The sequence below is a fragment of the Kurthia huakuii LAM0618 genome (genome assembly GCF_000505545.1).
Classification (GTDB): Bacteria; Bacillota; Bacilli; order Bacillales_A; family Planococcaceae; genus Kurthia; species Kurthia huakuii.
Genome location: NZ_AYTB01000026.1, coordinates 1 through 11754, shown reverse-complemented (window position 1 = coordinate 11754; position 11754 = coordinate 1). Strand labels below are relative to the sequence as shown.

Sequence of the window (11754 nt, the reverse complement as noted above, 5' to 3'; positions counted from 1 at the left end):
GGAGGTGAAAAATATGATCTCTGGTTACACACGCACACATGGTTTGACGTACAAGTATAACTACTTTGACACTGTAAAAGAAAAAACAATCACAAAAGGTTTTACATTACCGACGCTGCGCTTGGATTTAACGGAAGATGAAATCACCGAGCTATTAAAAGCAATTGACAAAATTGTCGAACGCCCGGCAAATGGCGAATTTTACGGCGAATGGACAGACACGAAAGAAGTTTATCCAATCATTAACAAAAACTAATTTAATAAAGAAGGGAGGTCCCCAATATGGCTACTCAAAAAGAGACGTTGACAAAGGTTTTGGTCATGAAATTTTACGATGCGGATAACAAAAAAGATCGCACGCTAAGCATCTCAAACCCGAAACCGACACTTACGGCTGCTGATGTACAAGCGGTCATGCAAACTTTTGTTGACTTACGACCTTTTCGACAAATCTCGAAACCCGAGATTAAAGGCGCAGTCACGATCGAAAAGCTCACAAAAGATTTTGGTATCGTAATTAGCTAGGACCTAAAGCTAGGCGCTGGCCTGGCTTTTTTTATTTTTATTGATTGAAGAAGGGAGGAGGCGCTTATCACTGCTAAAAAAAATCGTTTTAAAATCATGTCGTTAGCACACACAAATTATAAAAAGTGCGAGTGTTGCGATCGGGTACGCGATATTTATTTTAAAATGTTTATTTACAACGCATTGGATGGCAAATTTTTAATGGGTACGATCGACTTATGCAAAAAATGTGGTGAAAATTTTGGTGATTTGCTGCGGATCAACGTATCGGCGGACGGCACCGAAAGTGATTTTACATTTGAAGAAGAATAGGAGGAGAAATGATGGAAGAGCTATTCAACTATCTCGACTACGGATTTTCATTTTTGCTGGCAATCTATTTGCTAGTTCGAATGGAAAAAAAGTTAGAGCTACTGACTGAAAGCATTGCAAAATTGACGAATCAATTTGAGAAAGACTAATCACGTTCTGGCTCTCAGAAATCGCTCATGAGCTCGAGAAGCGTGTTTTTGATACAACATATATTTAAATATGCGACACAAGGGGGACTTTAATGCTATCAATTAATAAATATCTGCAGCACTTAGAGTACGAAGGTAAAGCATTTAATACAATTGAGACATATCGTTATCATTTAATTGCATTCGGGGCTTGGCTAGATCAACAAAAAATGCCCCTCAGAGACCTAAAACCGTCCCATTTACTCGATTTTAAGGAGCATTTGTTGGAGTCTGAAAAGTCAAGTAGGACCGTCAATGGCATTTTATCGTGCGTGCGTAATTACTTTGACTATATGATTTTGGCAGAAGAAGTACATTTTAATCCTGTCTCAAAACTTATGCGAATCAATGTGCCACCGAACTCGCAGCGACGTTTGAGCGATAGTGAGCTAAATAGTTTTATTGGCTATGTGAGCACACTACCCGATCACACAAATGCAGCATTCCATCTTATGCTCGCAACCGGGGCACGCGTGAGCGAAATTACAAATCTGACAAAATCGGATTTTAGTTATATAGACGGTGCTCTGTACATCGACATCCAGGACGCGAAATGGGGCAGTAACCGGCTAATCCCGGTTATGAGCGCGGAGTCTGCCCGGATTGTGGCCAAATACGTTAATGATTTAGAGGTGTCGTCGGAGTCAGCTTTTAGGTGCAGTCCGAGGACGTTACAGCGTCATGCATGCAACTTTGCACAAAAGACCGGCATCGCGTTTAGTTGCCACGTATTGCGTCATACATTTGCGACGCGCCTGTTGGAACAAGGTATTGCAATCGAGCAAATCCAGATGCTGTTAGGACACCGATCACTCAACATGACGCGTCATTACACGCAAAATGCATTTTCAAGTTTTACAAATATCGCGCCAAAATTATTGAAGGAGGAAACAATTTTATGAAACTATTATTTGATTATGGACATGGTGGTAACGATCCAGGGGCCAATTATAAAGGCCGGAAAGAGGCGGATGATGTATTGCGCTTAGGACGGGCTGTTGCGAAGCGTTTAAGGCAAGCTGGGGTAATTGTCGATGAAACACGGACGACTGATACGACATTAGGATTAGGCGCGCGCGTAAAACGTGATAAAGCCTCCAGGTACGATTATTTTGTATCGTTTCACCGGAACGCTTATAGCCCCGAAAAAGCACACGGCGCAGAGGTATTTACATACCCAACGGCAAGTGCAAAAGCTAAGGGTTTAGCGGTACAGCTACAAAATGCACTGGTGCGAGTCGGTTTTACTGATCGTGGCGTAAAAACAGCCAACTATTATGTATTGCGTAATACTCGGTCGCCAGCAGTACTAATCGAGGCTGGGTTTATTGATAATAGTAATGATAATCGTTTATTTGATGAACGATTTGATGTGATGGTTGATGGAATCGCTGGGTGTTTTGCTGATTTGGGAGTTGTTTGCGGTAAAAGTTAAATTACTAGTTTTTATTACCTAAAAATAGTGTATTATTAATGTATGATTCATGTTGCCGTAGCCCTGGAAAAGCTACGGTTTTTTTGTGTTGTTTAAAACAATTAATAAGACCATAAAGCTATAAGCAACTGCAATAAACACAAAAACAACTAGATTCCCTTGCATACAACTACAATATATAAATAAATCATACAGCAAAGCTTCACACGCAAAGGAAACGTAATAAGAACTATGTTAGGCAGACTGGAGTATTAACTTAACTAGCGACCTCATGGACAGCAAACATGGACAGTTGCTCGTCTGGCGGTCCGTCTCGGCGTGACAAAATTACACGTAATAGCTCATACCCTGCAACCGGCGCTAATTGCACAACATAACTATGTATCAACGCGTCGAGACCTTGCTTAAACGCTGCAGACTGCGCACGATGCATACGCATAATGTGCGTCAAAAATAAGCCGATTGTTGTCCAGCCCGTTTTAGCGGTGCAACCTCGACCTACTACTGTCTTTAATAGTTTCTTCGACTTCTTCATAACAACGTTTAAAGAGCTCTGCGCGATGCCTACAGCCGCGCAAAGCTCTTTTTGTGTATGCCAAACAAACGGCTCTAGAGCGCCCTGCTCGGCCGTTAAATAGTTGATAATGTCTTGTTCCCACTCTTCATAGTGACTGCGCACGCGGTCCTTACGTGCTTTTTTGTGTTTATACCAATATGTACTACCGAGGCTTATCGAAAAATCACTACCACCGACAACATATGTTTCGAGTAGCGCTTCTACGTATGATCGGCTCGCCCCGTTATATTTTCCGCAGTAAGCTGAATTAAGCGTTGCGCGCATGTCAAAAACACTCAACGGGTAGTTGAGATTTGAGTTGAATTCGTCTAATAAATCATACGCACGACCTTTATCCATACCCTCCTGGTAACATACAAGTGCCAGCGTAAATAGCGTATTGTTACGGCCTATTTGTCCCTTTTTGCCTTTAATATCGGTTGCGTGTAGGAGCGCTGCAAACCACTCTGAGTCCATAACGCTTTGCGATGTCATTTTATGCGGAACAACAAAAAGTGTCCGGGACTCCTCATCGTCCTGGCGCATTGACCAATTAATACACTCTTTAGGTGTGTAGCGTGCTTGGCTATACCAAATAATATTGTGATTGCTTGGCATACGGAAAAAGCCGAAGTCATTGCAGTACATATCGGCATCGACACTCGATAAGCTCGATTTGAGGTTATTGGCGATGCGCTTAGCCACTACTAGACTACGATAATTATTTTTATTTGATATAAACATCGGCTCGGTCAGCATAAAGTAGACCTGATAACCATTTGGCGTCTCTAACACCATTGATGGCTCTCCGATTGAGTTATCAATGCAAGCAAGCATAATATCATTGACGCTATGTTGTTTCGTGTCGATGTCGACAACGAAAGTGTTGATTTGAGACAGATTTGCGTCCTCAAATCCTTTTATGTATGTACGTGTATCGTCTGTATAGCCAAAGCGCTGGTACGTGTTAGGCGTCCAGTGCGTCAGACGATTGGCCTCTGCTGCCAATGTCTCTTTTGACGTCACGATGTATCCTTTAACTCGACCATTACTAAAATCCTCTTTTTTGCGCACTACAAAAACGGCACCTTTTTTGTCAGCGGTGTCAGCGTAAGTAGCATGAGGCACTTTTGAGTTACGCTTGCGATATGTCGTGAGACTGTTATGTGTGATTGATGATATGACATTTACAAGATTATAAGACGACATAAAAAAAGACTCCCTTCTGTTTAGATAGCACACATCTGGAGTCGTTTTGGTTAAAAGATAAAGTAATCAAGCTAGAAGCATTGAAAACTACGAATAGCCTCTGCTATAATCAGTTTCAAGAACTTTATACTTCCGTCAACGGAAAATGAAATTTTGTAATCGGCGCCAACCGTTTATAATGACATTTCTTTTCTTAGTTGATAGACTCCAGTATTTAGTTGTGTTTTGAAAATTTAGTGAAAAGATTTCGCCAAATGTTTTATTAATCTTTTCGGAGCTCTCGCCAAAGAGCTTAAAAACATCTGTATTTGTCTCGCCAAAGACACTTGCAGATGTTTTTTTATTTTCCGTTATTTATTATCTAACCATATATTAAAAGCCTTGTAAACCTTGTTGTAATGCGGTTTAAATTATATTTTTATAGATTTCCACATTTGCGTAGAAGTTTATCTACTTAAACTTACATACGTGTTTCTACATTTCTACATTTGCGTAGAAGTTTATCCACTCAAACTTACATACGTGTTTCTACATTTCCACATTTGCGTAGAAGTTTATCCACTCAAACTTATATACGTGTTTCTACATTTCCACATCTGTATAGAAGTTTACTCGTTCAGATTCCCACTATAGCAAGAATATCATCTATTATTTCTACATTTGCGTAGAAGTTTACCTACTCCAACTTATGTACATGTTTCTACATTTCCACATCTGCGTAGAAGTTTATCCACTCAAACTTATATACATGTTTCTACATTTCCACATCTGCGTAGAAGTTTATCCACTCAAACTTATGTACATGTTTCTACATTTCTACATTTGTATAGAAGTTTTCGGCCAAAAAAAATTTATTATTTTATTTATCAGTCTCACAAAACTGTATTGTGTAATTATTCTGAATAAGTACATTTTACCATTTTATGTAATAATCTAAAATAATTTATTTCTCTTTTTATTTATCATAAATGCAACAAAATTAATAAAACCTCTTTAACAAATTGTCAAAGAGGTTCATTGTTATTTCGGTTCATCATCTTCTTTTAAAAACTTTAGTTCCATCATGTAATTAAACTGACGTTGTTGACGTGGGGTTAATTCATGAGACACATATGAATCGATTAGCATTTGCAAAATTTGATACATTTTATTTTCATCGACAAAAGAGCTTAAAAGTACTAATTCGTCATATACAAATTCAGGTGCTCGCACAGATTTTGATTTTGTACCTCGGCCAACGGTTAGATTATTTTTCAAATCTTCAAGCGTTGGTTTTTGCGATCTACGTGCTGACTTTGGAGCTTGTTCGATAATCACGACATCTTTTACTTCTTCAGTTTCAGTTTTCACTTCCGGTTCGGGAGGTGTTTCTTCAACTTTTGTTTCAAGTTCAGTTATTGCTTCTTCTTGTTTTACTTCTGGCTCAGTGATTGGTTCAGACTTTACTTCTTCCTTTGTCTTAACTTCCTCTGATTGTGGTGTATAACTGAACGCATTAAACTGATCCGGCTTGGCAACTTTTGGAGCTGGTTGCATTTTACGCGGTTTCTTTTTAATCAAGCCGCCTTTTTCATTACTCATATTTTCCAGCCTCCTCAAAGTGTCCAACTTTTTGGATTAATTCTTTTGTGGCATCGATAAATACTTTATGCGCTTTACGGTCGTGTTGATCCTTGTCTGTAATGCCTGTAACGTCCCACGCCTTTAAGCGCTCTAAGTGTTTAATATAATGCGTCATTACGTTATCGTCGCCGAATAATTCTTTTGCGCGCTCGACTGTCGACTCGTCAACTCGGCTGCCTGGACGTAATAAAACGGGCAGCACACCAGCTACTTGGATGTCAGCATCGTAGTTATCGGCCATGAACTGCAAATACGATACATACGTTTCCGAACCTTCCAGTGATAATTCTTGTGCTTGCAAGATAATCAAAACGTAATCAGCTGCCATCATCGCATTATCCGAAAAATCTGAGATAGTCGGTGGCACATCGATTAAGATGTAATCGTAATCGTCTTTGATTGGTTCAAGCAATTGCTTTAAATATGATACTTGTTCAATTTCTTCTTCAAATTTCGAGTATAAAAATTTAGGTAAATTTTTGAATGTCAGCGAAGCGGGAATCAGATGCAGATTTTCTTCTACTTCTAAAATAGTCGATTTTAAATCCCCTGTTTGGAATCCTGTAAAAATTGTATTTTGTAATTCCGTAATGCCAGCCGATCGTGCAATCAAAGTCGATGCATTGCCTTGTGGATCCATATCAATCAATAATACTTTTTTGCCGAACTGATGAACCATCTCCCACGCCGTCATGACAGACACTTTCGTCTTACCAACGCCACCTTTAAAGTTACCCATTACAATCGTTTTAGCCATACAACATCCTCCACTTCTCTAGTTTATATACTTTATATTACCACGTTTCCACATATGTATAAACATGTTTCTACATATATTTATTAATATTTCTATATTTGTTAATATGTGATATTTTTAATAAAAATAGCGAAATAAGTGCCTTTTACATCATTTATACATCATAACATATTTCTACATATGTTTATAAATGTTTCTACATTTTAATAGATAGATGATAGAAAAATCATAAAATCTTCTACTATTTTTATTCTTAATATACTAAACAATACATAGACACTTTGTATTATTTTGTATGCTTCTAGTTTATTATCTTTTTACATTAATTTTCACACTCTATTATTCTCCTCTTTCTTTTTACAAAATATAGGTATAAAATAATATTTGCTTTACAAAAATAGTACTTAGGAGCTGTATATATGGAACTTACTGTGTTTTGCAATAAAAAAGTGCAGAGAATTGCAACGAAAAATACAGAGTGTTGCCACCCAATATTCCCCCTATTTTCTCGACAATGCGTTTGTTAAACGGAAGCTCTGGCCCGTGTACGAAATAATATGGGCATGGTGAATCAAACGATCCACCAGAGCTGCCGTTAAACGCGAATCCGAGAAAATGCGGTTCCACTGACTAAATTCTAAATTTGATGTGATAATCAAGCTCTTTTGTTCATAGAACTCTGAAATAATTTGAAACAGTAATTCTGCTCCTTCTTTGCCAAAAGGCAAATAACCCATTTCATCTAAAATCATTAAATCAACTTTTTCTAATTTACTTCTAAACTGCTTCATTTTCCCCGCATGCAGGGCTTGCTCTAATTCCTCAACTAAATGTGAAACGCGATAAAAACGGACTTCAAATCCACGCTCGCAAGCCTTTCTACCAAGTGCTGAAGCTAAATGTGTTTTACCTGTGCCAGGTGCGCCAACTAAAATGACATTCTCTTTTCTCCGAATGAAATCTAGCTGTTCTAATTCTTCCTTTGTTAAATGGTTCGGTAGACAAATGTCTTTATGCCACTGATAGCTTTCAAGCGTCTTCGTATCAATAAAACGTGCCTGTTTCAAATTACGTGCTATTTTGGCTTGCTCTCTGCCTAACTGTTCTTTTAATAAAATTTGATAAATATATTCTTCCGGCTCCGTAAAAGGTACTTCTTTAATCGCTTCTGCCACATGTGCCAATCTCAATTGCTTACAGAGTGTTAAAATCGCTTCATTCATGATTCAACGCCTCCGTTCCTTTTGGCGATAAGGCGTCATATTCTGTCCAATTTACACCGTAAGGGTGTTCTGCTTCCTCAGCCTCACGGCCAATATAATCATAGAAATTTTGGTCGATGTCATTCATATCATGTGTAAGTAAAAGTGTCAGTAATTCATTGATTCGTTGCTTTCTTACCGCAAGTGAAGGGACCGTTAAATATTCCTTAATGCGTGTTGGTAAATAGTTTGCGTAACGGGAATGCCCCACAACACGTGGCTTTTTCAACCAATCCTTTAAGATTTCTTTCCACGGAATAAAACGACGTTTTCTCATATAAGGACGTGCATCAGATAATAAAATTTCGCCGTCATTTGTAATGACTTTAAACGAGTCCCAATAGGTCACACAAGAAAGTTGGACGTAGTTCCTTGCTCTTGGCACATGAATCAAATGCCCATCAAGCTTGAACTCGTTATATTTATTAAATTTGATGAGGAATTGCTTAAATGCCGGATAAGATTCTTCAGGTAATTTGATTAATTGCTTTTGCTCGTGCTGCCATAACTCATCAATCAGCACTTCTTTTTTATAATGAATTCGTTGGCGATCATTGATTAATTGTTGTTCTAATTGAGCTGTTAAATCCTCAAGGTCCTTTATGACCGGCGGTAGGCTAAAAAAGTTATAACGAACATAACCGACTTTACCTTCTACATGACCTTTTTCATTCCCTTTTCGTGGATTACATACTTGCACTTTAAACCCGTAATATTGCTGGAAATGTCGAAAGGCTTCCGTTAATTCTGCTTCTGAATCGCCTTTTCTTACTTTCTTCACCGCAGGTGTTAAGTTATCAATTCGAATGCTCAAAGGAACACCACCAGCCTGTTTAAATAAAAGTTGAAGTCCACCTAAAAAGCATTCTAAATTTTCACTCGGCATTGGTACCGCAAATGCTGTATTACTTGCTGGAAACGACATGACTAATGCATGTACATCCAGTATTTCTCCATCTTGAACAGCCTCCATTATACCGAAGTCTACCTGCGCTTCTCCTTCTGGATGTTCTAAACGTTCATGTCCTTTATCTGCCTCATCTTCTTGTGCCACTTTCCATTCTTGTATAAAATTACACACCGTTCTGTAAGAACCTTTGAATCCTTCTTTTACTAGGTCCTCAAATATTTTTTTGTTTTTACGGCGCAACTTTTTCTTGAGCTTTAAATCCTCTTCTAACCAATCAATTACGATTTCTCCCCATTTTTCATCGTACATCATGCCTTTTTTCAAATGGATTTTCTCTTGAGGGAGCTGATCCTCATCCCCGTATTTCTTGGCGGTACGCCAATTAACCTGCATGGTTTTTGCGATTTCAGTAATCGATAATCCTTTTTCATTTCGTAATGTTTTGATACAATTAACTTCAGACATTGCTAGCATCCTTTCTTACCTCCCTGTTTCGGCTTCGACACCTAAAACAGTAGAGGGACTTGGGGTGGCTGGCAAGTCTTTTTTTTTATGCACAAAAATAGTGCAGGACTCTGTACAAATTCTTTGCACAAGTCTGCACTTTTATTTTGCAATAAACACTTACTAGAGATGATATGATTAAAAACATTAAAGAAACTAGCGTATCAAGAAAACAAAAAAGAATGATGTTAATTGGCCTCTCTATGATTCCTAACCCTTTTCAACAACTTAAATTTAAACTTCAACTTCAATTAATGGATACTGAAGACTATAATTCAGGGAGAATTTCTAAAAATATTTATCGTATGAAAAGTACTTTACGATTTATACCAATTGGAGGCCTATTAACAAGTGCATATGATGCTCTTACAGAAGGCGTATTGGAAGAAAGTGTTTTTTCTATGGAAGACTTAAAATCAATGAATGATGAGGAATTAAAATTAGTCTATAACGAATTCAAAAAAATAACTGATTAAATTAGCAATTTATTATGTGTTTTTTTACAAATTAAGAAAATATTTTGATCTTTTCTTAATCATAGTCACTTTTCTATTTTATGTAAAATAAAGATTAAAACGAACATTCGTTTCTGTTAAAATAGAACTAAGAAGAATATGGAGGTGGATTATGAATTTTACTAAATTCAAAAAGAGTTTGATTGCTGGTGTGATGGGCTTTTCTTTAATCGGGGGCTTTGTAGCTTCTCCGGATTACACTACGCCTGCGACAACAACGGCTAAAACGCTTAACACTGTGACGCTTGTTAGTCCTACAGACGGAGACACAGCATCGTTTAAGTACAAAGGTGAGACAATCAAGGTTCGTTTCTTGCTAGTGGACACGCCAGAGACGAAGCACCCATCAAAAGGTGTGCAGCCCTGGGGCAAAGAGGCAAGTAATTACACTAAGAAAAAATTAAAAAATGCGAAAAAAATCCAGCTTGATTTTGACAAAGCGGGATATAAAGGTGACAAATACGGTCGTAAATTGGCGTATGTATACGTTGATGGCAAAGATTTGAACCTGCAGCTTGTGCGTAAGGGCTATGCACGTGTAGCGTACATCTATGCGCCAAACACAAAGAACAAAGCGAAATACTTAAATGCACAAGCGAAAGCGAAGAAAGAAAAACTGCGCATCTGGTCGAAAAAAGGGTATGTGACAAGTGACGGCTTTAATAGTACGAAGAAGGAAACAACAACGAAAAAGCCGGCTAGCAATAAAACATATAAAAACTGCACAGAGTTACGCAAAGATTATCCAAACGGCGTCAAAAAGGGACATAAAGCTTATCAATCCAAAATGGACCGCGATAAAGATGGCTGGGCATGCGAACGATAAAATAAAGGAGCCAAGTTTGGCTTCTTTTTATTTATATTGAGGGGTGATTGCGATGTTTGAAGTTAAAGAATTCCCGGACTTTTCGTGGTCGTTGACGCGTCATAAGGTCGTGTTGGATTGCCAACGGAAATATGGCTATGATTACTATGTTTCACATAATGGATGGCTGAAATATAATGTAGCGCCGATGGCACAGCATGCGTATCGATTAAAAAAGCTGCAGCATTTATCTATGTTTTTCGGAAAAATCGTGCATGAACTGATTGAGGAAACGATTAAAGAAATCATGTACACGCATACGCTACCAAGCGCAAATTCTTTAGTTGAGCGTGCGCGTAAGATGTTAAACGATGCTTATATCACTTCAAAATATCAGTACGATACTTGGGCGGCCAAGCCGAATAAGCATAATATGTTTTTTGATATTTACTATGATGGGGAGCTGGATAAAGAAGCGGTATCGGTATATCAGGGGCGACTAGCTTCGATTTTCGAGAACTTTTTAAATAGTCATACCGTCCAGGAGCTGATGACAAAAGGACAGCAACTAGACATTAAGCCGCCTGAGCAGTTTCGCTTTATTATGATTGATGATGTTAAAGTGTTTCTGGTGATGGATTTGCTGTATCAAGATGTTGAAACAGGGCAGTGGGTGATCGTTGACTGGAAAACGGGGAAGTCATCGGAAGCGGATCGCCAGCAACTTGCGCTGTACGCCTATTATCTGCAGGAGAAAATGGATGTGCCGCTAGAAGATATTTTAGTGAGGAACGAATATTTGTTAGCTAATAACCATGTCGAAACAACGCTGGAGCTATTTGATATTGAGAACTTACTTTATATTTTTTCACAAAGTACGCAGTATATGAAGCAATTCCAGGCAGACGTTTTAACGAATGAGCCGTATGAGTTAGAAGCATTTGCGCAAACGGAATTTGTAGAGAAATGCGATAAGTGCAATTATAAAGAGATTTGTTTGAAGTAAAAAAGACAAAACACGACCTACGCGCACAACCACCGCGTAGATCGTGTTTTTTTCATCCCTTATGCAATACTTCCGCGCCTCCAACACCGGCCGCACTTGCCCCACCATCATCCCTAAACCTAGACTGCCAGCTCTTTTTCATGCCCA

The 11754-nt window shown here is 38.4% G+C and carries 14 protein-coding genes; 9 read left to right on the top strand and 5 right to left on the bottom strand.

Annotated elements, in window-relative coordinates:
- The 6 genes from V514_RS19440 to V514_RS0117770 form a co-directional block, all read left to right on the top strand.
- Positions 1-256, top strand: a 256-nt coding sequence (locus V514_RS19440; protein ID WP_235073557.1) for a hypothetical protein, incomplete at its 5' end; no start/stop codon positions are given.
- Between the two features lie 26 nt (positions 257-282).
- Entirely contained in the window at positions 283-525 is a 243-nt protein-coding gene (locus V514_RS0117790; RefSeq protein ID WP_029501139.1) for a DUF2922 domain-containing protein, read from the top strand.
- A 165-nt stretch (positions 526-690) separates the two neighbouring features.
- Positions 691-837 (top strand): hypothetical protein, encoded by a 147-nt coding sequence (locus tag V514_RS20485; RefSeq protein ID WP_161630220.1) that lies wholly within the window; start codon positions 691-693, stop codon positions 835-837.
- 8 nt (positions 838-845) lie between these two features.
- The gene (locus V514_RS20145) at positions 846-986 is read left to right on the top strand and encodes a YvrJ family protein (RefSeq protein ID WP_081715100.1); all 141 of its coding nucleotides are present in this window, start codon (positions 846-848) and stop codon (positions 984-986) included.
- A 92-nt stretch (positions 987-1078) separates the two neighbouring features.
- Positions 1079-1927 carry a tyrosine-type recombinase/integrase gene (locus tag V514_RS19865; protein ID WP_029501138.1) on the top strand — a complete coding sequence of 283 codons (849 nt, stop codon included), beginning with the start codon at positions 1079-1081 and terminating at the stop codon, positions 1925-1927.
- Positions 1924-2460: an N-acetylmuramoyl-L-alanine amidase family protein gene (locus tag V514_RS0117770; protein ID WP_029501137.1), complete on the top strand. Its 537-nt coding sequence runs from the start codon at positions 1924-1926 to the stop codon at positions 2458-2460. The genes V514_RS19865 and V514_RS0117770 overlap by 4 nt, the downstream gene beginning before the upstream one ends.
- A 256-nt stretch (positions 2461-2716) precedes the next feature.
- Here the strand turns inward: V514_RS0117770 and V514_RS0117765 are convergent, their stop codons facing one another.
- The 5 genes from V514_RS0117765 to istA all read right to left on the bottom strand — a co-directional run bounded on the left by V514_RS0117765 (position 2717) and on the right by istA (position 9251).
- Complete coding sequence (locus V514_RS0117765; RefSeq protein ID WP_029501136.1) at positions 2717-4225, bottom strand: primase C-terminal domain-containing protein; 1509 nt, start codon at positions 4223-4225, stop codon at positions 2717-2719.
- A gap of 1020 nt (positions 4226-5245) precedes the next feature.
- Positions 5246-5806, bottom strand: coding sequence for a hypothetical protein (locus tag V514_RS0117760; protein ID WP_029501135.1), 561 nt, complete (start codon positions 5804-5806; stop codon positions 5246-5248).
- Positions 5799-6605, bottom strand: coding sequence for a ParA family protein (locus tag V514_RS0117755; protein WP_029501134.1), 807 nt, complete (start codon positions 6603-6605; stop codon positions 5799-5801). The genes V514_RS0117760 and V514_RS0117755 overlap by 8 nt, the downstream gene beginning before the upstream one ends.
- A gap of 500 nt (positions 6606-7105) precedes the next feature.
- A complete protein-coding gene (gene istB, locus V514_RS0117750; protein WP_035944115.1) occupies positions 7106-7828 on the bottom strand; it encodes an IS21-like element helper ATPase IstB in 723 nt (240 codons plus the stop codon).
- Complete coding sequence (istA, locus tag V514_RS0117745; RefSeq protein ID WP_029501133.1) at positions 7821-9251, bottom strand: IS21 family transposase; 1431 nt, start codon at positions 9249-9251, stop codon at positions 7821-7823. The genes istB and istA overlap by 8 nt, the downstream gene beginning before the upstream one ends.
- A 164-nt stretch (positions 9252-9415) precedes the next feature.
- Between istA and V514_RS0117740 the strand changes: the two genes are divergently transcribed.
- The 3 genes from V514_RS0117740 to V514_RS0117730 all read left to right on the top strand — a co-directional run bounded on the left by V514_RS0117740 (position 9416) and on the right by V514_RS0117730 (position 11607).
- Positions 9416-9757 carry a hypothetical protein gene (locus V514_RS0117740; protein ID WP_029501132.1) on the top strand — a complete coding sequence of 114 codons (342 nt, stop codon included), beginning with the start codon at positions 9416-9418 and terminating at the stop codon, positions 9755-9757.
- A 151-nt stretch (positions 9758-9908) separates the two neighbouring features.
- Positions 9909-10622 carry a thermonuclease family protein gene (locus tag V514_RS0117735; RefSeq protein ID WP_029501131.1) on the top strand — a complete coding sequence of 238 codons (714 nt, stop codon included), beginning with the start codon at positions 9909-9911 and terminating at the stop codon, positions 10620-10622.
- Positions 10623-10674: 52 nt separating this feature from the next.
- On the top strand, positions 10675-11607 hold the full coding sequence (locus V514_RS0117730; RefSeq protein WP_029501130.1) for a PD-(D/E)XK nuclease family protein: 933 nt from the start codon (positions 10675-10677) through the stop codon (positions 11605-11607).
- Positions 11608-11754: the final 147 nt, after the last annotated feature.

What these genes read in the sequence shown, in the direction of transcription:
- V514_RS0117790 (WP_029501139.1), top strand. Translation starts at nt 283, where the DNA reads ATGGCTACTCAAAAAGAGACGTTGACAAAGGTTTTGGTCATGAAATTT.
- istA (WP_029501133.1), bottom strand. Translation starts at nt 9,251, where the DNA reads ATGCTAGCAATGTCTGAAGTTAATTGTATCAAAACATTACGAAATGAA.
- V514_RS19865 (WP_029501138.1), top strand. Translation starts at nt 1,079, where the DNA reads ATGCTATCAATTAATAAATATCTGCAGCACTTAGAGTACGAAGGTAAA.
- V514_RS0117770 (WP_029501137.1), top strand. Translation starts at nt 1,924, where the DNA reads ATGAAACTATTATTTGATTATGGACATGGTGGTAACGATCCAGGGGCC.
- V514_RS0117730 (WP_029501130.1), top strand. Translation starts at nt 10,675, where the DNA reads ATGTTTGAAGTTAAAGAATTCCCGGACTTTTCGTGGTCGTTGACGCGT.
- V514_RS0117740 (WP_029501132.1), top strand. Translation starts at nt 9,416, where the DNA reads ATGATTAAAAACATTAAAGAAACTAGCGTATCAAGAAAACAAAAAAGA.
- V514_RS20145 (WP_081715100.1), top strand. Translation starts at nt 846, where the DNA reads ATGATGGAAGAGCTATTCAACTATCTCGACTACGGATTTTCATTTTTG.
- istB (WP_035944115.1), bottom strand. Translation starts at nt 7,828, where the DNA reads ATGAATGAAGCGATTTTAACACTCTGTAAGCAATTGAGATTGGCACAT.
- V514_RS0117765 (WP_029501136.1), bottom strand. Translation starts at nt 4,225, where the DNA reads ATGTCGTCTTATAATCTTGTAAATGTCATATCATCAATCACACATAAC.
- V514_RS20485 (WP_161630220.1), top strand. Translation starts at nt 691, where the DNA reads ATGTTTATTTACAACGCATTGGATGGCAAATTTTTAATGGGTACGATC.
- V514_RS0117760 (WP_029501135.1), bottom strand. Translation starts at nt 5,806, where the DNA reads ATGAGTAATGAAAAAGGCGGCTTGATTAAAAAGAAACCGCGTAAAATG.
- V514_RS0117735 (WP_029501131.1), top strand. Translation starts at nt 9,909, where the DNA reads ATGAATTTTACTAAATTCAAAAAGAGTTTGATTGCTGGTGTGATGGGC.
- V514_RS0117755 (WP_029501134.1), bottom strand. Translation starts at nt 6,605, where the DNA reads ATGGCTAAAACGATTGTAATGGGTAACTTTAAAGGTGGCGTTGGTAAG.